The sequence below is a fragment of the Collinsella sp. TM05-38 genome, assembly GCF_003466445.1.
Taxonomy (GTDB): Bacteria; Actinomycetota; Coriobacteriia; order Coriobacteriales; family Coriobacteriaceae; genus Collinsella.
In genome coordinates this window covers 81118-104261 of record NZ_QSPM01000002.1, presented here as the reverse complement: position 1 = coordinate 104261, position 23144 = coordinate 81118, and the positions used below count along the sequence as shown (strand labels likewise).

Here is a 23144-nt window from a genome sequence, read left to right as displayed (position 1 = left end):
CATACGAAATTGGGTAAGATGGAGGAGAAGATGCATGGATGTTGAGATCCATCCCAACGCTAAAAAGCACCTGACGGAAAAGCAGGTGCTTAGCGCCTGGCTTGCGGTTACTGAGTGCATTCGTCGCGAGTCGAAGGACGAGCCGCCGAGATGGCTTGCGATTGGATGGCTCCCAGACGGACGAAGCGTGGAGCTTGTCGCGGTCGAGCTTGTCCGTGGGTGGCTTATCATTCATGCCTTGTCTCCAGTCCAGAAGAATTTTTGGCAGAAGATTGAACAGACTCGGCAAAGGGGTCGATGATGGGCAAGACGTATACGGCCGCTAATGGTCAGGTTGTAACGGATGAAATGATTGACGCGTGGTGCAAGTCGTACGAGCGCGGAGAGTTTCCGGATGGCGAACACACCGTTGGTGGGATTGTGCATGGACGGCCCCCACTCTCAGGTGAGGGGACGGCAACGCTGTCGGTCAAGATTCCTCTGGGAATGAAGGAGGCCATTCGTCGACGGGCGGCTGTCGAGGGGATGACGCCAAGTGAGTTTGCCCGTGTGGCTCTGAGTGAAAAACTTCTTGCTTCCGGCTGATGCCTCTGACGTGCCGATTTATAGAACCAAGGCTGTGCTCAAAAACTTTTTTAAAATTCTCGGTTGACCGGAACGCGTCCTTGGTTATACTAATCAAGCCTTGAAACAAGGCACACCTCAAATGGCTGGGTAGCTCAGTTGGTAGAGCAGAGGACTGAAAATCCTCGTGTCAGGGGTTCGATTCCCTTCCCCGCCACCTTGAATTGACTAGGACCTCTGCAAAGGGGTCCTTTTCTTTTATGCAGACCCCACATGGAATCGAACCCCGTGAGGGCGCGGAGCTGAGTAAACGCGTAAGCGTTTGCCAGCGCAGCTCGCAAGGCGCGCAAGCGCCGCAGCGGTCCGTCCGCGCAGCGCGCGGACGCGATTCCCTTCCCCGCCACCTTGAATTGACTAGGACCTCTGCAAAGGGGTCCTTTTCTTTTATGTAGTCCCCTGCGGAAAGCGCATCCCAGACATTCCTCCCGCTTTTGCGTCACTTTTCAGACCATTCGGTCGCCTGCCCGCACGCGCGGGTATACTCAAAACGATACTTTTCCTATGCAATACGATGCGGGCTCGACCTGCACGATCCGAAGGGGGCAGTGATGGAGAGGATACTCGGCGTTAATCTCTCTGGCTGGTTTATTCCCGAGCCTTGGGTGACCCCGTCGCTGTACGCGGCGACCGGTGCATCCAACGCGGCCGAGCTGCAGGAGGCCATGGGCACCGCCGCCTATAACGAGCGCATGCGTCGTCATTACGAGACGTTTGTGAGCGAGGATGATTTTCGCCGTATGGCGCAGATCGGCCTCAACGCCGTGCGCCTGCCGGTGCCTTGGTATGCCTTTGGCTCACAGGAGTCCGATGCCTCCTACATCTCGGTTGTCGACTACATCGACCGCGCGATTGAGTGGGCTGCCAAGTACAACATTCGCGTGCTGCTTGACCTGGCAACTGTGCCCGGTGGTCAGGGCGATTCCAACGATTCGCCCACCACGCCGGAGGCTGTTGCCGAGTGGCATTCGTCCACTAACGGCCGCCATGTCGCACTCGACGTGCTCGAGCGTTTGGCCGATCGCTACGGTGAGGCCGAGAGCCTGCTGGGCATTGAGCTGCTTGACACGCCGCAGATGAGCGTCCGCAAGAGCCTCTTTACCATGACGGATGGCATTCCTGCTCACTACCTGCGCAACTTCTATCGCGATGCTTACGAGCTCGTCCGTTCGTATATGCCCGAGGATAAAATCGTCGTCTTCTCGTCTTCGGGGTATCCCAGCGAGTGGAAGCATTTTATGCGCGGCACCAAGTACAAGAACGTCTACATGGACCTTCACCTGTACCATTACCGTGACGAGTATGCACTCGACATCACGAGCCCCCGCGGGCTGACGACGGCGATTTCGCGTAACAAGCGCGAGCTTAAAGAAGCGATTTCGACGGGGTTCCCCGTGCTGGTGGGCGAATGGTCGGGTGCGGCGATCTTTGCCAACTCGTCGGTTACGCCCGAGGGCCGCAATGCCTACGAGCGCGTGTTCATCGCCAATCAGCTGGCATCGTTTGCGCCGGCTGCCGGTTGGTTCTTCCAAACGTGGAAGACCGAGAAGCGTATTGCGGCATGGGATGCCCGCGCGGCGCTCGGTACGCTCGAGCGCGGCATGATTGAATAGGTTGATATGACGCAAAACAGCGCCCATACGGGCAAACTCTATGTGGTCGGCACACCCATCGGCAACTTGGGAGACCTGTCCCCGCGCGTTGGCGAGGCGTTTGCCGCCGCCGATGCCATCTGCTGCGAAGACACGCGTGTGACGTCAAAGCTGCTAATGCACCTGGGTATCTCCAAGCCGCTTGTCCGTTGCGACGAGAATGTGATCGCCAGCCGCGCCGCCGGCCTGGTCGACCGTCTGCTGGCGGGGGAAACCCTCGCCTTTGCCTCGGACGCCGGCATGCCGAGCGTGTCCGATCCCGGCCAGGCGCTGGTCGAGGCAGCGCGTGAGGCCGATGTACCCGTCGAAGTTATCCCCGGGCCCTCTGCTTGCGTCACGGCGCTCGTTTCGTCCGGCATTCCCTGCGAGCAATTTTTCTTTGAGGGCTTTTTGGGCCGCAAGCACGGTGACCGCGTGCGCCGTCTGCAGCGCCTTGCCGTGGTGCCCGGCGCGCTCATCTTCTACGAGTCTCCACATCGCATCGTGGCGACGCTCGAGGCCGTGGCCGAGGTCTTTCCCCAGCGCGATGTCGCCGTCTGCCGCGAACTCACCAAGCTGCACGAGGAGGTCTTGCGCGGCCCCGCCGCCCAGCTTGCCGAGGAGCTGTGTGCCCGTGGTGAGGTGAAGGGCGAGATTGCGCTGGTCATCGCGCCGCCGAGCGGGGACGAGGAGGCCGGCATCGCGCCGGTTGGCGCTGCGGTAGCGGATCCCGACGAGGCCCTGCGCGAGGATATCCGCACCGCGCTCGAGGAGGGGGAGCCCGCCTCTGCGGTGGCCAAGCGCCTGTCTCAGAAGTATTCGCGCCGCAAGCGCGATGTCTATGCCATGGTGCTCGATATGCAATAGATGGAGGATATCCAGCCCTTGCGCTAGAATCATCCCCTGTATGCAACGTTTTTCTGGAGGACAAACCCCATGGATCAAAGCAAGCCTTCGTTCTTTATCACGACGCCCATCTACTACGTCAATGCCGATCCGCACCTGGGCACGGCTTATTCCACCATCATCGCCGACGTTCAGGCTCGCTATCGCCGCTCCGCCGGCTATAACGTCAAGTTCCTGACCGGCATGGACGAGCACGGCGAGAAGGTCGCCGAGGCCGCAGCCAAGCATGGCATGACGCCGCAGGAGTGGACCGACAGCCAGGCCCCGCACTTCAAGGAGCTTTGGAGCAAGCTCGAGATCTCCAACGACGACTTCATCCGCACCACCGAGCCGCGCCAGCATCATGCCGTGCAGTACCTGTGGGAGCGCATGAAGGAGTCCGGCTATCTGTATAAGGGCAGCTACGACGGTTGGTATTGCGTGCCTGACGAGACCTACTTCACCGATACGCAGGTCCAGAAGGGCGACGAGGAGTACGGCAGCGTCGGCCAGCATCTATGCCCCGACTGCCACCGTCCGCTTGAGCGCGTGCAGGAGGAGTCCTACTTCTTTAAGCTTTCCGCCTTCCAGGACAAGCTGCTCAAGCTCTATGACGAGCACCCCGACTTTGTCGAGCCTGCGTTCCGCATGAACGAGGTACGCAGCTTTGTCGAGGGCGGCCTCAACGATCTTTCCGTGAGCCGCACGAGCTTTGACTGGGGTATTCAGGTCCCGTTTGACGAGGGCCACGTGACCTACGTGTGGTTCGATGCGCTGCTCAACTATATGACGGCCGTCGGCTACGGTGTCGACACCGACGAGGCCCGTGCCGAGCTGGCCTATCGCTGGCCCGCGCAGTTCCACATCGTGGGTAAGGACATCATCCGCTTCCACTGCGTCATTTGGCCCGCCATGCTCATGGCCATCGGCGAGGCCCTGCCCGAGCACGTCTTTGCCCACGGCTTCCTGACCGTGCGCAACGCCGAGACCGGCAAGGCCGAGAAGATGTCCAAGAGCCGCGGCAACGCCATCGCTCCGCAGGACGTCATCGACATGCTGGGTGTCGAGGGCTATCGCTATTACTTCATGACCGACGTGGTGCCCGGCACCGACGGCGCCATCAGCTTCGATCGCATGGAGCAGGTCTACAACGCCGACCTGGCCAACAGCTGGGGCAACCTTATCTCGCGTTCGCTCAACATGAGCGGCAAGTACTTTGACGGCTGCGCGCCCGCCAAGCCCGCATCGTTCGATGTGTTCGACAGTCCGCTGGCAAAGATTGCCGATGGCCTGGTCGAGCGCTATATGGCCAAGATGGACGTGCTCGATTACGGTGGAGCCAAGGACGAGGTCATGGAGCTCGTCCATGCCGCCAACCATTACATCGAGGACTCCGAGCCTTGGGCGCTTGCCAAGGACGAGGCCAAGGCTGACGAGCTCGCGTTTGTGATCTACAGCCTGCTCGAAGCCATCCGCATCGCCGCCCACCTGCTGATGCCGCTCATGCCTCAGACTTCTGCCGAGGCTCTGCGCCGTCTGTCCTGCGAGGACGAGGCCGCAAGCGACGATCTCAAGGGTATTTGCGCTTGGGGTCTGCTTGCCGGCGGCGCTCCCGTCGAGAAGGGCGAGCCGCTGTTCCCGCGTCTGGGTTAAGACGCCGCGCGCCATATCGGCAATTCGCAGTTTAGGTGTAAGGGCATGGCCGCAACGGTCCATGCCCTTTTGTTTCAAGACGTCGCCACCATGCTAAGGAGGCAACTATGACAACTTCGCCTTTGGCAAACCCCACGGCAACAAGGGAGCTGCTGGAGGAGTTTGGCCTTGCGACCAAGCATCGCCTGGGCCAGAACTTTCTAATCGACAACCATGTGATTGAGCGTATCTGCGAGCTTGCCGAGCTTGCAGGTGACGAGCGCGTACTCGAGGTGGGTCCGGGTGTTGGCACGCTCACGCTTGCGCTGCTGCAGGAGGCTGCGTGCGTCACGTCGATCGAGGCCGATCCCGAGCTCGAGCCGGTGCTCGATGCCCATGCTGCCGACTATGCCAACTTCCGCTTTATTATGGGCGATGCGCTCAAGGTGGGCCCGGAGCAGATTGAGCAGGCTGCTGGCGGCGAGCCCACGGTATTTGTCGCGAACTTGCCCTATAACGTGGCGGCGACGATCATTTTGCAATTTTTCCAGACGATGCCGGCGCTCAAGCGTGCCGTCGTCATGGTGCAAAAGGAGGTTGCCGATCGCATTGCCGCGACGCCGGGCAATAAGACCTATGGCGGCTATACGGCAAAGCTCGGCCTGTATACGCAGGTGACGGGTCGCTTTGAGGTGCCGCCGCGCTGCTTTATGCCGGCGCCGCATGTGGACTCAGCCGTCGTGCGCATCGACTGCGTTGACGGCGTGGTGCCCGAGGGGCTCGATCGCGAGTTTGTGGCCCGCGTGATCGACGCCGCATTTGCTCAGCGTCGCAAGACCATCCGCAATTCCATGAGCGCCAACGGCTTTGCCAAGGATGTGCTCGATGCCGCCTTTGAGACTTGCGGTATCGCGCCGACCACGCGAGCCGAGACACTCGATGTTGCCGACTTTGTCCGTCTGGCCCAGGAGCTCATCCATGACGCCTAATGCCGAACGTGTGACGTTTACCAAGAAAAAGAAAACGGTCGCCTGTCCGGAGCCCTTGGCGCCGCTCGCTGATACTCATGCGCACCTGCTTTCGTTTTGGGGCAAGGAAGTGCCCGAGACGCTCGTGCGCGCTAAAGCCGCGGGCGTCGACCTGTTGGTGACGATCTTCGACCCCATTGCCGATAAGCGCAGTGTGGCGGACTATAGCGACTGGCTAACGCGTGAGATTCTGCCAATGCAGAATATTCCGCAGATTAAATATCTTGCCGGCGTGCATCCGTATGGCGCGCCGGACTATACCGACGACGTTCACGCACAGGTCGTTGCCGCACTCGATGACCCCTTATGCGCAGGTATTGGCGAAATCGGCCTGGACTACCACATGGACTATGACGACGATATCGCGCCGGCGCCCCATAACGTGCAGATTGACTGCATGGCGCGCCAGCTCGAGCTTGCCGTGTGCCGTAACGTGCCGGTGGAGCTGCATCTGCGTCACGAGGACACGGACCCGGAGCGTACCTCGCACGTGGACGCCTACAACGTGCTTCGTGAGGTGGGCGTGCCCCAGGCCGGTTGTGTGCTGCACTGCTTTGGCGAGGACCGCGCCACGATGGAGCGCTTTGTGGGTTTGGGCTGCTATATCGCCTATGGCGGCGCGGCCACCTTTAAGCGCAACGATGACGTGCGCGAGGCATTTGCGGCGACCCCGCTCGATCGCATTTTGTTCGAGACGGATTGCCCGTATATGGCGCCGGAGCCCATTCGAGGTCTTGAGTGCGAGCCGGCAATGATTTCAATCACGGCAAACACGCTGGTCAACGACCGTGTCGATCGCACTGGTGAGGACGCCGAAACAATCGCGCAAGCCGCTTGGGAAAATGCTTGCAAACTTTTTCAAAAATAGTTCTTGCGTTCACGGTGTCGCTCCGTTATTCTAATTCCTGCACGCGGGCGTGGCGGAATTGGCAGACGCGTACGGTTCAGGTCCGTATGGGGGCAACCCCATGAAGGTTCAAGTCCTTTCGCCCGCACCATTGAATGAAAGAGCTCCCAGCAATGGGAGCTTTTTTGTTACGGGCCGTTTTTGGCAGATTTGACCTATCGATTTCGCGCGGTAGATGCCCCTGCGGTCAAAAAGTGGCAAATATGAGTACTGGCACGAAAATAGAGACATTTCACGAAGCCATTTTTGCTCATTTTACGCAACAGATGTACGCTAATTTGACTCAATCATGAGACGAAATGAAGTAATTTCGATAGACTTCGGGTTCAAAGAGGCGATTTTGACCCAAATACGCTGTTACTAAACTGGTAACAGTACTCATATTTGGTCTTTTTTGACCACGGGTCCTCTTGTTGGTGTCACACAGCTGCTTCGTGCGGGTATCCTAGTCCCAACGTGTGCCTATCAGAGGAGAGACCATGCTGTTTTCCGGTATCATCGCCGCCCTTACCAGCCTTTTGATTCCCATCATCATCCTGTTGCTGCTGCTGCCCAGCGCCTGCTATGTCGTTGAACAGCAGCATGCTGTGATCATCGAACGCTTAGGCAAGTTCAACCGCATCGTCAACGCGGGCTTCCACATGAAGGTGCCCGTAGTCGACCGTAAAGCTGCCACGGTGAGCCTGCGCACGATGAAAAACGGTTTTGGTATCGACGTTAAGACTCAGGACAATGTGACTATCGGCCTCGAGGTCTCGGCTCAATATCACGTGAGCTATGACATGGGTGCTGGCCCGGCGGATTCGGGCATCTACAAGAGCTACTATATGCTGCAGGAGCCCGTCGACCAGATGCGTGACTTCATCACCGACGCCCTGCGCTCTTCGATTCCCGTCTACACACTCGATGAGGTCTTTGCCAAGAAGGATGACATCGCCAAGGATGTTAACGCTACCGTTTCCGAGCAGATGGCTGCCTACGGCTTCACCCTCGTGTCGACGCTCATTACCAAGATCGCACTGCCGACTGAGGTCGAGAACTCTATGAACGACATCAACGCCGCCCAGCGCAAGCGCGCTGCGGCACAGGAGCTCGCCGAGGCCGACCGCATCAAGCGCGTCACCGAGGCGACCGCCGAAGCCGAGGCCATGGAAAAGGCGGGCGAGGGCATCGCCAACCAGCGCAAGGCGATCGCTCTGGGCATTAAGGACTCGCTCGAGATTATCCAGGAGACAGGTGTTGGCAACGATGAGGCCAACCAACTGTTCATGTTTACGCAGTGGTCCGAGATGATGACGGAGTTTGCTCGCATGGGTAAAACCTCGACGGTCGTACTGCCGAGCGACTTCTCGCAGTCGGCCTCTATGTTCGAGCAGATGCTGACCGCCGGCAAAGTTCAAAACGGTTCGAAGGAGTAGGCACGCGTGAAATACACCGTCGTTTGTGTTGGCAAGCTCAAAGAGCGCTTTTGGAAGGACGCGTGTGCCGAGTACACCAAGCGCCTGGGCGCCTATGCCAAGGTGGATATCCGCGAGGTGGCCGATATCGACCCTGCCAAGGCGGGCGGCGTGGATGCCGCGCGTGACAAGGAGGGGGCGGCGATTCTTGCTGCCTTGCCGTCTCGAGCGCATGTGATCCTGCTGGCTATCGAGGGCAAGGAGCGTTCGAGTGAGGAGCTCTCGGCGAGGCTCGACGATCTTATGCTGCGAGGCAGTAGCGACATTGCCTTTGTAATCGGCGGTTCGGACGGCGTGAGCGATGACGTGCGCGCACGAGCCGACGAGATGCTCAGCTTTGGACGTATTACCTTGCCGCATAACCTGGCGCGTGTAGTGCTGCTAGAGCAGATTTACCGTGCCTGCAAGATCAGCCGTGGCGAGCCGTATCACAAATAGGTCGGCAATACGAAACAGTGACGTGGGACAATACCTTTCGTTTTGAGGAATGTGTCTGAGAGGACTATGTGATATGAAGATCGGATTTGTCGGTTTTGGCAATATGGCGAGCGCCATGGCCGATGGCTGGATTGCCGCCGGTGTGACTGCGAGCGACATGTGCGCCTGCGCGGGCCGCTACGACGCCTTGGTTGAGCGCTGCGAGGCGCGTGGGATGGTCGCCTGCCATGATGCGGCGGAGGTTGTCGCCGCATCTGATATCGTGGTTGCTGCGGTCAAGCCGTACATGATCGAGAAGGTCTTCGCTCCGCTCAAGGACATTCTTGCCGACAAGGTTGTCCTTTCGGTCGCCTGGACTTGGGACAGCGCCAAGTGGGAACAGGTCCTGCCGGGTGTCGCGCACATCTCGACGGTGCCCAACACGCCGGTTTCAGTGGGCGAGGGCGTTATCGCCTGCGAGAAGTCCTCTACGCTCAACGACGAGCAACGTGCTGTTGTGCTCGACCTGCTCGGTAAGCTTGGCGCCGTCGTCGAGCTCGACACGAGCCTGCTGTTTGTGGGCGGTACCGTGGGCGGTTGCGCACCGGCATTTGTCGCCATGGCGATTGAGGCCTTGGGCGATGCGGCCGTCAAGCACGGTATCCCGCGCGCCGATGCCTACCGCATCGTGAGCCAGATGGTGCTGGGTACGGCAAAACTGCAGCTTGTAGGCGGCCAGCATCCTGCGGCGATGAAGGATGCCGTATGCTCGCCCGGCGGCGCCACCATCAAGGGCGTCGTCGCGCTCGAGGACGCCGGCATGCGCAGCGCCCTGGTCAAGGCCATCGACGCCACCCTCCAGTAAACCTGCCATTTAGGGACAGGTTTATTTTGGCAGGTTTTTCCTGCGGTTTTGTCCTTTTAGCGAAAAGCGCCCCGCAACTGGCTCAATTCCAGTTGCGGGGCGCTTGCGTTTGCCCAGATAAAACCGACCATAATAAACCTGTCCCTTTTTGGTCGGTTAGTCCCAGAAGCCGTCTTCTTCGTCCTCGGATTTGGGGCCGCGGTCGACATACATCTTATGGGTGCGCTTCTCCATTACAAAGGCAAGAATCGCAAACAGCAGGATGCCGCCGGCGAAAAGGATGGCAAAACCGGTGCGGGTGCCAAACAAAAAGGAAAAAACTGCGTCCATTGGGTGCCTTCTTGCGTAGTTGAGTTGGGTCGTAAACGCTCATAAGTATATACTTGCCCATACATGTACAAGGTTGCAACCTAAATGGAATGTATATCGCCGGAGGATCTAATGCTTGATATCAAGTTTGTTCGCGAGAACCCCGATGCCATCGATGTCGCCATGGCTAACCGCCAGACATCTTGGGATCGCGAGAAGTTCTTTGAGCTCGACGACGAGCGCCGTGCCGTCATCACCGAGGTCGAGGAGCTCCAGGCTACGCGCAACGCCGAGTCCAAGAAGATCGGCGCCCTGATGAAGGAGGGCAAGAAGGACGAGGCAGAGGCCGCCAAGGAGGCCGTGCGCGCCGTCAACGAGAAGATTGACGGTCTGGCCGAGCGCCGAGGCGCTCTCGAGCAGGAGCAGTATGACTTCATGGCTCACCTGCCCAACATCCCTTGTGAGGCCACGCCGTACGGCAAGGACGAGGACGAGAACATTGAGCGCCGTCGTTGGGGCACCCCGCGCGAGTTCGACTTCGACTTTAAGCCGCACTGGGATCTGGGCACCGATCTGGACATCCTCGACTTCGAGCGCGGCAACAAGCTCTCCGGCAGCCGTTTTACCGTTCTCGGTGGCGCCGGCGCCCGTCTTGAGCGCGCCCTCATCAACTTCTTCTTGGACACGCACACGAGTCGTGGCTTCAAGGAGTGGTGGCCGCCCATCGTCGTCAAGCGTCAGACCATGTTCGGTACGGGGCAGCTGCCCAAGTTCGAGGACGACGCTTATCACGTCTCGGGCGACAACTTCCTGATCCCTACCGCCGAGGTTGTGCTCACCAACCTGCACGCCGGCGAGGTGCTCGACGCCGACACCCTGCCGCGCCGCTACACCGCCTTCACCCCCTGCTTTCGCGAGGAGGCCGGTTCCGCCGGTCGCGACACCCGCGGCATCATCCGTCAGCACGAGTTCGACAAGGTCGAGATGGTCAAGTTCGCTAAGCCGGAGGAGTCCGACGAGGAGCTCGAGAGCATGACCGCCGAGGCCGAGTACCTGCTGCAGCAGCTGGGCCTTCCGTATCGCGTGATTAGCCTGTGCACCGGCGACTTGGGCTTCTCTGCCCGTCAGACCTACGACGTCGAGGTCTGGCTGCCGAGCTACAACGCCTACAAGGAGATCAGCTCCTGCTCCAACTGCGGTGACTTCCAGGCTCGCCGCGCCAATATCAAGTATCGTGACCCCGAGAACTTCAAGGGTTCGCGCTACCTGCACACTCTCAACGGTTCCGGCCTGCCGGCCGGCCGCACCATGGCCGCCATTCTGGAGAACTACCAGAACGCCGACGGCACCATTACGATCCCCGAGGTTCTGCGTCCTTACATGGGCGGTCTCGAGAAGATCGAGCCGGTCGCGTAACTTGGCTGCATAGGGGATATGCAAGGGCGCTCCTTCGGGGGCGCCCTATTTCGTGCGCAGGTCCATACCATGCCGTGCGGACAGCTCAATAGAAAACACACGAACAACTGTTCTGTATACAGCCATCTACCTGCTATGCTTTTGCTAAATAAGAGCGAGAGAAAGGGGACGCGATGGAGCTGTTTGATGATCGGGTGGTTTTGTTTGAGAGCGACGAGGGCGGGGAGTACCTGCTTGTAACGTGTGAGCCGTCTGGCATGGGTGGCCTGGTGGTTCGACAGACGAGCGAGGGTCCGTTGACCCAATGGTGCTTTGAGGAGTCGCCGCATGTGGTCGAGACCTTTGTGACGCATGAGGGACTTGTGGCCCTGGAGCATTTCTATGGGGTCCGGACATCTAACCAGGCTGCGCGCATGCTGAGCATCTCGTTTGCCGATTATGATTGTGCCCAGCGGGTGAGATCGCTCCTGAGGGAACTTGATGCTAAGTTTGACGTGATCGAAAAGCCAATCGATCGTACGGGGAACGGTGGTATATGCGGAGCAGCGTGACAAAACTGCGTTCCACAAAAAAGTTTGAGATTGTGCTTGACTCCAATAAGCTAAAGTGGTTTTATATGTCTTGCGCTGCGGCGTTACCTCAGCTGGATAGAGGGTCTGACTACGAATCAGAACGTCATAGGTTCGAATCCTATACGCCGCACCAATTGAAATTGAAAGCCTCCGGTGACGGGCGCTTTTCTTTTAGGCGGACGCCGCATGGATTCGAACCTCGGTCGAGGCGCGAGCGTGAAGCGGACGCGGAGCGTCCGTAGCGAGCGGGCGAGTCCGCCGGCAGGCGGGCGAAGCCGGTGCGGATCCGCGCAGCGGATGCGCGGAATCCTATACGCCGCACCAATTGAAATTGAAAGCCTCCGGTGACGGGGGCTTTTCTTTTAGGCGGACGCCGCATGGATTCGAACCTCGGTCGAGGCGCGAGCGTCTTAATCATCATTTCGTAAAATTTTTCCAAATTGTCGCTTGACCCATCGAGGGGTCACGTGCATAATAATCCGTGCGTTGCGGCGTTACCTCAGCTGGATAGAGGGTCTGACTACGAATCAGAACGTCATAGGTTCGAATCCTATACGCCGCACCAATTGAAATTGAAAGCCTCCGGTGACGGGGGCTTTTCTTTTAGGCGGACGCCGCATGGATTCGAACCTCGGTCGAGGCGCGAGCGTCTTAATCATCATTTCGTAAAATTTTTCCAAATTGTCGCTTGACCCATCGAGGGGTCACGTGCATAATAATCCGTGCGTTGCGGCGTTACCTCAGCTGGATAGAGGGTCTGACTACGAATCAGAACGTCATAGGTTCGAATCCTATACGCCGCACCAATTGACTTTAAAGCTCCCGGCAACGGGGGCTTTTCCTTTACGGGGGCATTGCGGAGATTCGAACCTCGGTCGAGGCGCGAGCGTTAAGAAAACGCGGAGCGTTTTTAGCGAGCGGGCGAGTCCGCCGGCAGGTGGGCGAAGCCGGTGCGGATCCGCGCAGCGGATGCGCGGAATCCTATACGCCGCACCAATTGACTTTAAAGCTCCCGGCAACGGGAGCTTTTCTTATATCGCGATGCGTCGAAGATCGCATCAAGGGGTCAAAATGAGTAAAAATCAAATTCAATAACTTTTTTTGAAAAACGCTTGACGATTATTCAGTCCATGTGCATAATAATCAACAAGTCGCGGCGTTACCTCAGCTGGATAGAGGGTCTGACTACGAATCAGAACGTCATAGGTTCGAATCCTATACGCCGCACCATTTGAGATTAAAGCTCCCGGCAACGGGGGCTTTTCTTTTACGTAAACACCGCATGGATTCGAACCTCGGTCGAGGCGCGGGCGTAAAGAAAACGCGGAGCGTTTTTAGCCCGCGGGCGAGCACGCCGGCGGGCGGGCGAAGCCGGTGCGGATCCGCGCAGCGGATGCGCGGAATCCTATACGCCGCACCATTTGAGATTAAAGCTCCCGGCAACGGGGGCTTTTCTTTTGCGCCAGCTTGAGTGCTTTCGTCCAAAGGGACGATTTCCTGTCGACTCGTGTAAGATTCCGAGTAGATGTCGCGACTTATTCGCGACCACTCCTTCTCAAGCGACCGATCAGGGTGATATTTCGTGGCAGAGCGTCCGACATACAAGCTCAGGTTTCTCGATCCCAAGAAGCGCTTTCCGGCGATGCCCGAGCAGCCTGCGGGACGCTCATATGGCGTGGTCTGGAAACTCTTTGGCGAGGATCAACATGAATCTTGTTATGTCGTCGAATTCGTTGGCAAAAGTCATGTGTCGCTTTTGGGCTACGTAAGCGTTTCGGGTGAGGTGTACAAGGTGGACCGCCCCGTTAGCGAGGCTCCGCTGCCCAACGATCCCGACATGGAACTGGTCCTTGACGAGTCCGATTCCAGTATTGGCGAGATTATGGTGAGGGCGGCCAACGGCGCCATGCGCGCGTGCGCGCGAACTGCCGGATCTCCCGAAGGCCCCATGCGCGAGCAGTCCGACCGCGAGACGTGGAATTCGACCCGCGCTCTTCCTTACGGCGAGTTCATGGCCTCGATGTTCTTGCGCTACGTGATATTTGCCAACTCCGAAAGCGCTATTGCGAACACGGCGGGCGTCGACGGTCTCGATGCGGACATGCAAAACGTTGTCGACAAGATCAAGCTCGTAAAGTTACCCGAGCCGGTCGAGGTGTTTTTGGGCTTTAACACGGCACCGCTCCCCGATGCTATCGAGACGCTGCTTTACCGCGTTGACCATGCCGAGAATCCGAGCGGTATCGAGCGTTATGCCGCCGCCCTTATGAGCGAGGTCGACCTGCCCCGTCTACGCACCATTGCCGCCAAGTCCGAAATGAGCCTAGCGCGCATCGACCGGTCAAAGCTGTTCTATCTCAATTTTGATCGCAGCTTGCTGGACCAGGACGAGATTGACATGCTGCTTGCCGTCGAGTGCCGTCTCAACCGCCTCTCCGGCATCCTTGAGCGCATCGGGGCCGGATTGGTCCCCGCGGCATCCTCGCCGAGCCTTGAGGGCTGCGCGCTCTTTGATGCGTGGCATATCGCCAAGACGATCAATGATGTTCCCCGACTGCTCGATACGGCCTCGAGCGATAACCCGTGGGGCAAACCGGGTACGGTGGCTTGCCAGCCGGGCGGTGAGTGGGACGTTCGCACCCGCTTTGCACGTATCGTAGAAGCGCTCAACGTGGTCACACGGCTCGACTATACCTATCGGGCAAACGTTGCCGAGGGGATTATGCTCGTTCGGTTTGGGCACTCTGTCGTGGATGCCATGCCGCAACGTGAATACGACGCTCAAGATGACGCCTGGCGCGAGCTGGAAGAGGACACGCGTGCGATCTGGGCTGCGGAGCACGATGCGCGCGTGGCGCTCACGCTTGCGGCGGCGTGTTTTGCCGCGGGCACCTGCATCACGCGCTGCTATGTGCAGATTGCTGCTCCCGACAGTGAGCAGGGCGAGCGCGTTGTCGCAACGTATTTCTTTGGGCGCGCGGCCTATCTGGCCGATTGCGTGCCTGTCGCCAAGGATCTTGAGAGCATGGACATGGACGATATGCCGTGCAAGCGTGTGCTTGAGGCGTATGAGTCAACTGCTCCGGAGACGATTGAACCTGCGGAGGTTCATGCTCGTCCGCGTGATGACCATCGCACGCTGCCGCCGGCACTGCGCGATCTGCTGCTTGCCGATAAGGCTGACGAGTTGGAGGTCATGGAAGAGGACGATGACCCATACGTGGCCCGTGTTGTTGAATTGCGCGAGCAGGCAAAAGTCGACCGTACAGGTGCTTTTGAAGGTTTTTCCCGTCTTGTCGAGGAGTTGGAGGCTAAGTGCGCCGTCGCCGAGCTTTTGGCGACAGGTCCGGTTCAAACGCAGTTTTGTGATAACCAGCTGGTGCGCATGGTGCTACCGGTGTTGGAAGAAGACCGCTCTGTGCGAATCCTTCGTGCGCCCGATGCGCTGTACTTTGCCCAGCACGAGATCTGCAGCTTTTACGCCGAGCAAGAGGACTTTGAACGAGCACTGCCCGAGGTGCGCCATCTTTACGATCTGGCGCGTTCGTCCATGCAGTCTCACTTCGCGCTCATCAACGTGTTGGCACGTCTGGAGCGCTTTGACGAGATTATCGAGGTAGCGCGCCATGGCCTGCGCATTGCAAGCGACCGTACTTCAATCGGTTACCTGTTTTATCGCCTGGCGTTTGCCTATTGGAACTGCGACCAGCTCGAGCTCGCGTTGGCGTGCTACCGCCTGGTGCCGCGCGGCGAGGAGTCGGGCAGCAGCGCGCTGGAAGAAATGCAGGGCCTTATGAACGAGATGGGCGTCAGCGAGCCTCCGACGTTCGAGGAAGCGGGCGAGACCATCCGCAAGGCTGGACTCGAGCTGCCGCCAGTGTCCGCCGTGACGAATCAGCTTGCAGATGCCGCCGTGCAACTGGTCGACAACGGTTTCTTTTTCCTGGCACGCGGTTGTATCTTCCAAATGTGGCGCACCATGGGCAACGACGAGCTCGGCTCCCTCAACCGCTCGCTGGGGTAGGCGAAGCTTTCAAGGAGGAAAGGCTGCTAGGCAATTAGAAAATTTCCTCTTGCCCAACTTCGGCTGTTTGGTTACTATAGAACGGCTGTTACGGAGAGCTGACCGAGAGGCCGAAGGTGCTCGCCTGCTAAGCGAGTATGCCCCAAAAGGGCATCTGGGGTTCGAATCCCCAGCTCTCCGCCAGTAAGACTTTAAAGAAGGGTTCCGAAAGGGACCCTTTTTTAGTTGAACCACGTTAGCTGGGGATTCGAACCCGAGAGGGCACGGGCGTTAAGCAAACGCGAAAGCGTTTGTAGCCCGTGGGCGAAAAGCCGCCAGGCTTTGAAGCCGGAGGGCATGCGTAGCATGCCCGGACATCCCCAGCTCTCCGCCAGTATGAATTGAAAGAAGGGTCCCATTTGGGGCCCTTTTTTATTATCAAGAATGGCGGCTGGGGATTCGAACCCTCAAAAAAAGAGGCATCCTTTCGGACGCCTCCTTTTAATGGGCTTATTATTTTTTGCGCCCTACACCTCGGGTGCCTTGGCGACGGTCTCGCTTTCTGCCATGAGTGGGCGGTTGTCGATGCGACGGCCCAGGCGGTCGAGCTTCACGAGTAGCCACTCAATGGGATTCGGCCCCGAGCCTTCCTCGTCGGCAACCAAATCCATGACGGCGATCTTGGTACCGTCCTGCTTGAGCGTAATGCTGCCCACCTTGTCGCCCACATGCACCGTGCCCGAAAGATCGTCGTAGCTAACCTTTTCGGTCACCTCGCCGGCAAGGGAAAACACGGTCGCTTGCGCCGTAGGATCGGCGAGCGTGGCGTCGATCGTCTTGTCCGTCCAATCTGTCTGGCTAATGCGCGCCATGAGCGGGTTGCCGTTGGCGGTCTTCTCCTGCGTGTTGGCGATCGCGACCGTGACCTTGTGGCCGTAGTACCAGTTGGCAAGGGTGGCGGTATCGGTAAAGCGCTGGTCGGTGGTGGTGGAGTTCAAAATAACAGTGTAGATCTCGTCGCCGTCGCGGTTGTAGGCGCTCGTAAAGCAATAGCCCGCGTCGTCGGTGGTGCCGGTCTTGCCACCAATGTTTCCGTCCTGACCGAGCAAAACGTTGTGCGTGTCCATGGAATGCGAATGGTCTGAGCCATCGGCGCCCGTGACCTCAATCCAAGAATCCTCGCTCGCGACGACTTCACGAATCGTATCGTCTTTCATGGCCTCCTGCATCATCAGTGCCACGTCGTGTGCGGTTGAGTGCATGTCGCCGGCCCACTCATCAAAGTCCAGACCGTGTGGGTTCTCAAAGACCGTGCCGGTGCAGCCGAGCTTTTTGGCGCGCTCGTTCATGGCCTTCACAAAGGTTGCCTCGGCGTCTTTGGTCTTGGGGTCGATCTTTTTGCCCACGTACTCGGCAAGCACGATGGCGGCGTCGTTGCCCGAGGGGGTCATCAGGCCGCGTAGTGCCTGCTCCACGGTGAGCTCGTCGCCTTCGAGCAGGCCGGCAGTCGAGTTGCCTACGGTGGCGGCAGCGTTGCTCACCGTGACCTTCTCGTCCATCTTGCAGTTTTCGACGGTCAGGATTGCGGTCATGACCTTGGTGATCGAGGCAATCTTGACCTGCTCATCGGCGCCGCGTCCATAGTAGACGGTGCCGTCCTTGCCCATAACAAGGGCATTAGTTGCCTCGATATCGGGCAGGTTTTCTGTCGTGATGCCGCGGACGTCGGCGGTCTTGCCGCAGACGTCGTCGGTCGTGAGCACTTGGGCGCCGGCAACAGCGGGCGCGCCGGCAACAAGGGCGATGGCGCAGGCAAAGCCGGCGGCAAGCTGGGCGGAGCGTTTTGCAAAAGAGGTGAGGGACTTCACAGATTTCGCTTTCGACGGGATGGTCTCTTCTGGCACTAGAGTATATCGTTTGCCGGCGACGACGATCGTTGCGTGCGCGCATGGCCCGCATTCGTGCTCGAATGGGCGCAAGGGTGCTTAAGGTCGACTTAATCGCCCACGCTTGTTGTGTGTGGCGGGCGCCGCCTCGGGCATAATGGAGCGCGAGAGGAGCACGCATGAACGAGCGCATACTGGTAGTTGATGACGAGAAGGCCATCGCCGACCTGGTTGGTATCTACCTTACAAAAGAGGGCTTTGACGTCCAGATCGCCTACAGCGGGGCCGATGCGGCCAAGGCAATTCTGGAACAAAAGTTTGACCTGGCACTGCTCGATGTCATGCTGCCCGACATCGATGGCTTTGAGCTGCTGCGTACCATCCGTGTCAGCCATACCTATCCCGTAATTATGTTGACGGCACGCGATGCCCAGCAGGATAAGATCGAAGGCCTTTCGCTTGGCGCGGACGATTACGTGGTCAAGCCGTTCCGCCCGCTGGAGCTCATCGCGCGCGTTCATGCTCAGTTGCGTCGCTATACCAGCTACGGCAGCCGCGCGCAGGCGACCGAGTTGCCGACCCTCCAGCTCGACGGCCTCGAGATCAACCGTGACGCTCGCTCCGTGACGGTGGACGGTGCGCCGGTGCGCCTCACGCCCATCGAGTATTCCATCTTGCTGTATCTGGCCGAGCATCGCGGCAGCGTAGTGCCCGTGGAGGACCTGTTCCGCGCGGTGTGGAACGAGGACTTTATGCCCGGCTCCAACAATACGGTGATGGTGCACATTCGCCATCTGCGCGAAAAGATTGGCGACGATGCCCAGAAGCCGCGCTTTATCAAAAACGTCTGGGGCGTCGGCTACATAATCGAATAACGCCTTTGATGGTGGGGGAGTAGATATGACAAAAGACGATAGGCGGGCATTCGAGGTGCCCGATCGACTCTTTGAATACGTAAGGGCGGTCGTTGACAACCGTGCGTTAGCGACGGTGCTGCTCTTTTTGCTGAGTCTGCTGCTCATCGGCATTGACAATATCGTTGGCATCCTGGCAGTTCTACTCATTGGCATTTTGCTGATTGATCGATTCGAAATCGTTCGCCGCTGTGTGGTGATCGGCGGCGCCGCGTGGACAATTACGTTGGCGATCGGGTCCATGGCGCTTGGCGGTATTGGCGAGCCCGTATTCTTTGACGCCGGCTTTGTGTTCAACATGCTTGGATTTGTGCTGGCGCTTGCCGTGTGCGTCCTGTTCTTCTGCGGACGCGCCCTGTACTACCAGGGTTACGAGCAGGGCGAGCTGCACGCAGACCGCGTGATTGCCGCCCGCATTCAGGACCGTCTGATCGATAACCCCGACACATGGGACAACATTGACGGCGACTTCCTCGAGGCCGAGGGTGCGCTCAACCGGGCGCGCGATTGCGAGCGTAGGGTTCAACAAGCCCTGCGTGACGAATCCCACCGCAAAGATGACCTGGTGACGTACCTGGCGCACGACCTGCGCACGCCGCTCGCCAGCGTGGTGGGCTACCTTTCGCTCTTGCAGGAGGCCCCCGATTTGCCGCTTGAGCAGCGCGCGCGTTTTACGGGCGTGGCAATCGACAAGGCCCACCGGCTCGATGCGCTCATCGAGGAGTTCTTCGACATCACGCGTTTTGATTTCCACGATATCGTGCTCACCCGCAGCTACGTCGATTTGGGGCTCTTACTGGCACAGGTGGCCGACGAGTTCTATCCCATTCTCAACGAACAGCATAAAGAAGCCCAGGTTGATATCTGCGAGGATCTGACGGTGCTCGTGGACGGCGACAAGATGGCTCGCGTATTCAACAACATCATGAAAAACGCTGTTGCCTATAGCTATGAAGGCTCGATGATCACGATTGAGGCCAGACGTTTGGGTAACGGCGGCGTGCGCGTACGATTTATAAACCAAGGCGATCCGATCCCTGAGCCAAAGCTCAAGGTGATCTTTGAGAAGTTCTATCGCCTGGATGCGGCGCGTGCGACCAATCGCGGCGGCGCTGGGCTGGGTCTCGCCATCGCCAAGGAGATTGTATGCGCGCATGGCGGTACCATCGCGTGCGAATCGACGCCCGAGCATACCGTTTTTACCATCGAGCTGCCCGCCGCGTAGCGTAGGAGCCCTTACAAACACTTGACAATGCGATCACGTGCGTATGAGCCGCGATTCCTACTATCGATACTGCTGGATTGATATCGATATGGAGGTATGCGGTATGACGGCTGCTGCGGCTGTGGAGCCCACGGAGCTTGAAGAACTCATGGAAGCGCGAGCCGAGGCTGCGCACGAGCGCGAAGTCGGAGACGCGACGCGCCCCACGGCGCAGGACCTTGCCGCCTCGCCGACGCGCATCGACGTCGAGGGCCTCGATTTGTTCTATGGCGACCACCGCGCACTCAAGGACGTGTCCATCAAGATCCGCGACAAGCAGATCACCTCGTTTATCGGTCCTTCGGGCTGCGGCAAGTCGACGCTGCTACGTTGTTTTAACCGCATGAACGACGGCATCAAGGACTGTCGCATCGAGGGCAAGATCGCGCTCGATGGCCAGGATATCCTGGGCGACTACGACATCTGCCGTCTGCGCCAGCGCGTGGGTATGGTGTTCCAACGCCCCAATCCGTTTCCCATGAGCATCTACGACAACGTCGCCTACGGTCCTCGCGGCATGGGAGTGCACGACCGCGTCGTGCTCGACGAGTTGGTCGAGGACTCCCTGCGCCGCGCTGCCCTGTGGGACGAGGTCAAGGACAAACTGAAGGAGTCGGGCCTGGGTCTTTCGGGCGGCCAGCAGCAGCGTTTGTGCATCGCCCGTGCACTGGCCGTGCAGCCCGACATTCTGCTGATGGACGAGCCGACCTCGGCGCTCGACCCCGTATCGACGCTGGTGGTGGAGCAGCTGGCCTGCGAGCTCAAGGAGACCTGCACGCTGGTGGTCGTTACGCACAACATGCAGCAGGCTGCGCGCATCTCCGACTCGGTCGCGTTCTTTTTGCTGGGTGAGTTAGTGGAACACGCGCCCGCCGCTCAGCTCTTCAAGAATCCGACCGACCCGCGCACAGCGGATTATTTGACGGGACGTTTTGGCTGATACCATCTCGTAAAGGTACCTTTAGGGTTAAGATGCGGTCATGCCGGCCGCAAAGGGGTTCAACATGATCTATTACGTCGAGGACGATGACAACATCAGGGATTTGACGGTCTATGCGCTGCGCAAGCAGGGGATCGAGGCCGAGGGCTTTTCGTGCGATGGCGAGTTTAAAGCTGCCGTGGCGCGACGGGTGCCCGATGCTGTCCTGCTCGACATCATGCTGCCCGATACCGATGGCCTGGCAATTATGCGTCGCCTGCGTGCCGACCGCCTGACGGCGACGGTGCCCATCATGATGCTTACCGCCAAGGACACCGAGCTCGACAAGGTGATGGCGCTCGATGGCGGTGCCGACGATTACCTGACTAAGCCGTTTTCGCTCATGGAGCTTGCGAGCCGTTGCCGCGCACTGCTGCGTCGCGGCGGCATGGTCAAGCAGGCGAGCGATGTGCTCAGTGTGGGCGACATCGTGCTCTCGCCCAGCCATCGCGAGGTGACCGTTGCCGGCGAGCCGCTTAAGCTTACCCTGCGCGAGTTCGACCTGCTTGAGTATCTCATGCGCAAGCCTGGCGTGGTCTTTACCCGCGAGTCGTTGCTGCAGAGCGTGTGGGGCTGGGACTTCGACGGCGGTTCGCGCACCGTTGACGTGCACGTGCAGACGCTTCGCCAAAAACTGGGCGAGCATGCCAGCGCCATCGAGACCGTGCGCGGCGTGGGCTACCGCTTGGCCGAGCCTTCTGCCGGTGATGGTGCCGAAGGTGACGACACCGCGGCCACCGCATCGGAGGAGTAACCCGTGGTCTTCGCCCCCCAGGGAAAACAAACGCTGTCGCACCGCGTTTTTGTGACGATCTTTGTCTGCGCCATGGCGGTTATCGTGGCGTTTACGGTGCTGGGTGCGTTTTTTTTGCAAAACACCTTGGCGGATGCCACGAGTGCCAATCTAGCGCAGGAAACCGAGCTCATTGCTGCCGCCCTCGACGAGCAGCAGGAGCCCATCCTGTTCTTGCGTAGCCTCGATCGCGAGGACTTGCGCATCACGCTGATTAACAAGGATGGATCGGTTGCCTACGACAACGAGGCATCGCCTTCCATACTGCCCAACCATGGCGATCGCCCCGAGGTCATCGAGGCCTTTGAGAGTGGTTTGGGTTCCGCGGAGCGCGCAAGCTCTACGCTCGACGAGATTATGCTGTATCGCGCCGTCGCCCTTGATAACGGCCAGGTTGTCCGCTTGGCGCAGGCCCAGCCTGGCGTTGCGGCGATTTTGCTGTCGATGGTGGCGCCGATGCTGCTTATCGCAGCAGCGGGTGCGGTACTCTCGTTTTTCATGGCGCGCCGCGAGTCCCGTGCCATCATCGCGCCGTTGCAAGAGGTGGATTTGGACCACCCGCGCCGTAGCTATGAGCACGCCTATGCCGAGATGGTCCCCATGCTTGAGCGTATCGAGTCGCAGCGCCAGGAACTCAAGCGCCAAATGGCGGTGCTAGCGGACAACGACCGTATGCGCCGCGAATTCACGGCGAATATCACCCATGAGCTCAAGACGCCGCTTACGGCGATTTCGGGCTATGCCGAGCTCATCGCAAACGGCATGGTTGAGGGCGAGGATGACCTGCGCAACTTTGGCGGTCGCATCTATCGTGAGGCGGGCCGCTTGGCAGCGCTTGTCAACGATATCCTTACGCTGTCTAACTTGGACGAGGCCGAGCGTGCAACTGAGGGCGAGGCGGTGCCCATTGGGTCCACGGAGCCTATTGAGCTCTCGCGTGCCATCTACACGGTTGAGCAGCGTCTTGAACAGGTCGCCCGTCAGGCGAATGTGACGATAAGTCATGAGACCAAGCCTGTGGTCATCGAAGGCGTGTCGCGCTTGATTGACGAGCTCATCTACAATCTGGCAAGCAACGCCATCCGCTACAATCGACCCGGCGGTACGGTTACGCTGCAGTGCGGCACCAACGACGAAGGCCATCCGTTCCTCGCGGTCGCCGACACGGGAATCGGTATCGCGCCTGAAGAACAGGGCAAGGTATTTGAGCGGTTCTATCGCGTGGACAAGAGTAGGTCCAAGGCACGCGGCGGAACCGGTCTGGGGCTTGCCATTGTCAAGCATGCGGCCCTGTATCATCACGCCACGATCGATCTATCGAGCGAGTTGGGCGTGGGAACCACCATTACGGTGACGTTTCCCATACAGCAGGACGAGCCATTCGCATAGCGATACAACATAGATAATGATGTAGACGCCGCATCGGACTTTCGGGTGCGGCGTTGTTGTGCAATTTTACGATTGTTTCCGTCATTTTTACAGGAGAGCCTGTTTCTTATGTATAGAGTTTGGTCTCGGTAAAAAGATGCGATAACATACGGACAGTTTTGTCAATCCGAACTGGG

At 58.9% G+C, this 23144-nt stretch carries 20 protein-coding genes and 7 tRNA genes; 25 read left to right on the top strand and 2 right to left on the bottom strand.

What is annotated here, in order from left to right; translation table 11 throughout:
* Positions 1–34: 34 nt before the first annotated feature.
* The 12 genes from DXD49_RS09855 (at position 35) to proC (ending at position 9443) form a co-directional block, all read left to right on the top strand.
* Positions 35–301, top strand: a complete 267-nt coding sequence (locus DXD49_RS09855) for a hypothetical protein (RefSeq protein WP_117794008.1) — start codon at positions 35–37, stop codon at positions 299–301.
* Positions 301–585, top strand: coding sequence for a CopG family transcriptional regulator (locus DXD49_RS01340; protein WP_117763570.1), 285 nt, complete (start codon positions 301–303; stop codon positions 583–585). Before DXD49_RS09855 ends, DXD49_RS01340 begins: the two co-directional genes overlap by 1 nt.
* Positions 586–708: 123 nt before the next feature.
* Positions 709–781 (top strand) — tRNA-Phe (locus DXD49_RS01335).
* Positions 782–1172: 391 nt separating this feature from the next.
* Positions 1173–2234: a glycoside hydrolase family 5 protein gene (locus DXD49_RS01330; RefSeq protein WP_117634285.1), complete on the top strand. Its 1062-nt coding sequence runs from the start codon at positions 1173–1175 to the stop codon at positions 2232–2234.
* A gap of 6 nt (positions 2235–2240) precedes the next feature.
* On the top strand, positions 2241–3119 hold the full coding sequence (rsmI, locus tag DXD49_RS01325) for a 16S rRNA (cytidine(1402)-2'-O)-methyltransferase (RefSeq protein WP_117794007.1): 879 nt from the start codon (positions 2241–2243) through the stop codon (positions 3117–3119).
* A 69-nt stretch (positions 3120–3188) separates the two neighbouring features.
* Positions 3189–4790, top strand: coding sequence for a methionine--tRNA ligase (metG, locus tag DXD49_RS01320; protein ID WP_117794006.1), 1602 nt, complete (start codon positions 3189–3191; stop codon positions 4788–4790).
* Between the two features lie 107 nt (positions 4791–4897).
* A complete protein-coding gene (gene rsmA / locus DXD49_RS01315; RefSeq protein WP_117794005.1) occupies positions 4898–5758 on the top strand; it encodes a 16S rRNA (adenine(1518)-N(6)/adenine(1519)-N(6))-dimethyltransferase RsmA in 861 nt (286 codons plus the stop codon).
* Entirely contained in the window at positions 5748–6665 is a 918-nt protein-coding gene (locus DXD49_RS01310) for a TatD family hydrolase (protein ID WP_117794004.1), read from the top strand. Before rsmA ends, DXD49_RS01310 begins: the two co-directional genes overlap by 11 nt.
* A 43-nt stretch (positions 6666–6708) precedes the next feature.
* Positions 6709–6795, top strand: a tRNA-Leu gene (locus DXD49_RS01305).
* A 388-nt stretch (positions 6796–7183) separates the two neighbouring features.
* Positions 7184–8122 carry an SPFH domain-containing protein gene (locus DXD49_RS01300; protein WP_117794003.1) on the top strand — a complete coding sequence of 313 codons (939 nt, stop codon included), beginning with the start codon at positions 7184–7186 and terminating at the stop codon, positions 8120–8122.
* A gap of 6 nt (positions 8123–8128) precedes the next feature.
* Positions 8129–8599: a 23S rRNA (pseudouridine(1915)-N(3))-methyltransferase RlmH gene (rlmH, locus tag DXD49_RS01295; protein WP_022094530.1), complete on the top strand. Its 471-nt coding sequence runs from the start codon at positions 8129–8131 to the stop codon at positions 8597–8599.
* A 73-nt stretch (positions 8600–8672) separates the two neighbouring features.
* Entirely contained in the window at positions 8673–9443 is a 771-nt protein-coding gene (gene proC / locus DXD49_RS01290; RefSeq protein WP_117634270.1) for a pyrroline-5-carboxylate reductase, read from the top strand.
* A gap of 156 nt (positions 9444–9599) precedes the next feature.
* Here proC and DXD49_RS09710 read toward each other — a convergent pair whose 3' ends face one another.
* Positions 9600–9773, bottom strand: coding sequence for a DUF6724 family protein (locus DXD49_RS09710; RefSeq protein ID WP_171025133.1), 174 nt, complete (start codon positions 9771–9773; stop codon positions 9600–9602).
* A 111-nt stretch (positions 9774–9884) separates the two neighbouring features.
* On the opposite strand from DXD49_RS09710, the gene serS reads away from it, so the two are divergent.
* From serS to DXD49_RS01250, 8 genes are all read left to right on the top strand, one after another.
* Positions 9885–11168: a serine--tRNA ligase gene (gene serS / locus DXD49_RS01285; RefSeq protein ID WP_117734698.1), complete on the top strand. Its 1284-nt coding sequence runs from the start codon at positions 9885–9887 to the stop codon at positions 11166–11168.
* A gap of 173 nt (positions 11169–11341) precedes the next feature.
* A complete protein-coding gene (locus DXD49_RS01280) occupies positions 11342–11719 on the top strand; it encodes a hypothetical protein (RefSeq protein WP_117734697.1) in 378 nt (125 codons plus the stop codon).
* Between the two features lie 77 nt (positions 11720–11796).
* Positions 11797–11873: transfer RNA gene (locus tag DXD49_RS01275), tRNA-Arg, on the top strand.
* Between the two features lie 355 nt (positions 11874–12228).
* Positions 12229–12305 (top strand) — tRNA-Arg (locus tag DXD49_RS01270).
* A gap of 164 nt (positions 12306–12469) precedes the next feature.
* Positions 12470–12546: transfer RNA gene (locus DXD49_RS01265), tRNA-Arg, on the top strand.
* A 347-nt stretch (positions 12547–12893) separates the two neighbouring features.
* Positions 12894–12970: transfer RNA gene (locus DXD49_RS01260), tRNA-Arg, on the top strand.
* Positions 12971–13322: 352 nt separating this feature from the next.
* Entirely contained in the window at positions 13323–15764 is a 2442-nt protein-coding gene (locus DXD49_RS01255; protein ID WP_117794002.1) for a lipopolysaccharide assembly protein LapB, read from the top strand.
* Positions 15765–15856: 92 nt separating this feature from the next.
* A tRNA-Ser gene (locus DXD49_RS01250) sits at positions 15857–15947 on the top strand.
* Between the two features lie 323 nt (positions 15948–16270).
* On the opposite strand, the gene DXD49_RS01245 is transcribed toward DXD49_RS01250, so the two are convergent.
* Positions 16271–17611: a D-alanyl-D-alanine carboxypeptidase family protein gene (locus DXD49_RS01245; protein ID WP_117734695.1), complete on the bottom strand. Its 1341-nt coding sequence runs from the start codon at positions 17609–17611 to the stop codon at positions 16271–16273.
* Positions 17612–17808: 197 nt separating this feature from the next.
* Here DXD49_RS01245 and DXD49_RS01240 point away from each other — a divergent pair, with 197 nt between their 5' ends.
* From DXD49_RS01240 to DXD49_RS01220, 5 genes are all read left to right on the top strand, one after another.
* Positions 17809–18504, top strand: a complete 696-nt coding sequence (locus DXD49_RS01240; protein ID WP_117734694.1) for a response regulator transcription factor — start codon at positions 17809–17811, stop codon at positions 18502–18504.
* Positions 18505–18529: 25 nt separating this feature from the next.
* Positions 18530–19768: a sensor histidine kinase KdpD gene (locus tag DXD49_RS01235; protein WP_117763579.1), complete on the top strand. Its 1239-nt coding sequence runs from the start codon at positions 18530–18532 to the stop codon at positions 19766–19768.
* Between the two features lie 103 nt (positions 19769–19871).
* Complete coding sequence (pstB, locus tag DXD49_RS01230) at positions 19872–20747, top strand: phosphate ABC transporter ATP-binding protein PstB (protein WP_199568919.1); 876 nt, start codon at positions 19872–19874, stop codon at positions 20745–20747.
* A 64-nt stretch (positions 20748–20811) separates the two neighbouring features.
* Positions 20812–21540, top strand: coding sequence for a response regulator transcription factor (locus tag DXD49_RS01225; protein ID WP_089572665.1), 729 nt, complete (start codon positions 20812–20814; stop codon positions 21538–21540).
* A 3-nt stretch (positions 21541–21543) separates the two neighbouring features.
* The gene (locus tag DXD49_RS01220) at positions 21544–22968 is read left to right on the top strand and encodes a cell wall metabolism sensor histidine kinase WalK (RefSeq protein ID WP_117794001.1); all 1425 of its coding nucleotides are present in this window, start codon (positions 21544–21546) and stop codon (positions 22966–22968) included.
* Positions 22969–23144 lie beyond the last annotated feature (176 nt).

Bases quoted from the DNA above. Each gene is read 5' to 3' on its own strand.
- DXD49_RS09855 (WP_117794008.1), top strand. From the start codon at position 35: ATGGATGTTGAGATCCATCCCAACGCTAAAAAGCACCTGACGGAAAAG.
- DXD49_RS01340 (WP_117763570.1), top strand. From the start codon at position 301: ATGGGCAAGACGTATACGGCCGCTAATGGTCAGGTTGTAACGGATGAA.
- DXD49_RS01330 (WP_117634285.1), top strand. From the start codon at position 1,173: ATGGAGAGGATACTCGGCGTTAATCTCTCTGGCTGGTTTATTCCCGAG.
- rsmI (WP_117794007.1), top strand. From the start codon at position 2,241: ATGACGCAAAACAGCGCCCATACGGGCAAACTCTATGTGGTCGGCACA.
- metG (WP_117794006.1), top strand. From the start codon at position 3,189: ATGGATCAAAGCAAGCCTTCGTTCTTTATCACGACGCCCATCTACTAC.
- rsmA (WP_117794005.1), top strand. From the start codon at position 4,898: ATGACAACTTCGCCTTTGGCAAACCCCACGGCAACAAGGGAGCTGCTG.
- DXD49_RS01310 (WP_117794004.1), top strand. From the start codon at position 5,748: ATGACGCCTAATGCCGAACGTGTGACGTTTACCAAGAAAAAGAAAACG.
- DXD49_RS01300 (WP_117794003.1), top strand. From the start codon at position 7,184: ATGCTGTTTTCCGGTATCATCGCCGCCCTTACCAGCCTTTTGATTCCC.
- proC (WP_117634270.1), top strand. From the start codon at position 8,673: ATGAAGATCGGATTTGTCGGTTTTGGCAATATGGCGAGCGCCATGGCC.
- DXD49_RS09710 (WP_171025133.1), bottom strand. From the start codon at position 9,773: ATGGACGCAGTTTTTTCCTTTTTGTTTGGCACCCGCACCGGTTTTGCC.
- serS (WP_117734698.1), top strand. From the start codon at position 9,885: ATGCTTGATATCAAGTTTGTTCGCGAGAACCCCGATGCCATCGATGTC.
- DXD49_RS01280 (WP_117734697.1), top strand. From the start codon at position 11,342: ATGGAGCTGTTTGATGATCGGGTGGTTTTGTTTGAGAGCGACGAGGGC.
- DXD49_RS01240 (WP_117734694.1), top strand. From the start codon at position 17,809: ATGAACGAGCGCATACTGGTAGTTGATGACGAGAAGGCCATCGCCGAC.
- DXD49_RS01235 (WP_117763579.1), top strand. From the start codon at position 18,530: ATGACAAAAGACGATAGGCGGGCATTCGAGGTGCCCGATCGACTCTTT.
- pstB (WP_199568919.1), top strand. From the start codon at position 19,872: ATGACGGCTGCTGCGGCTGTGGAGCCCACGGAGCTTGAAGAACTCATG.
- DXD49_RS01225 (WP_089572665.1), top strand. From the start codon at position 20,812: ATGATCTATTACGTCGAGGACGATGACAACATCAGGGATTTGACGGTC.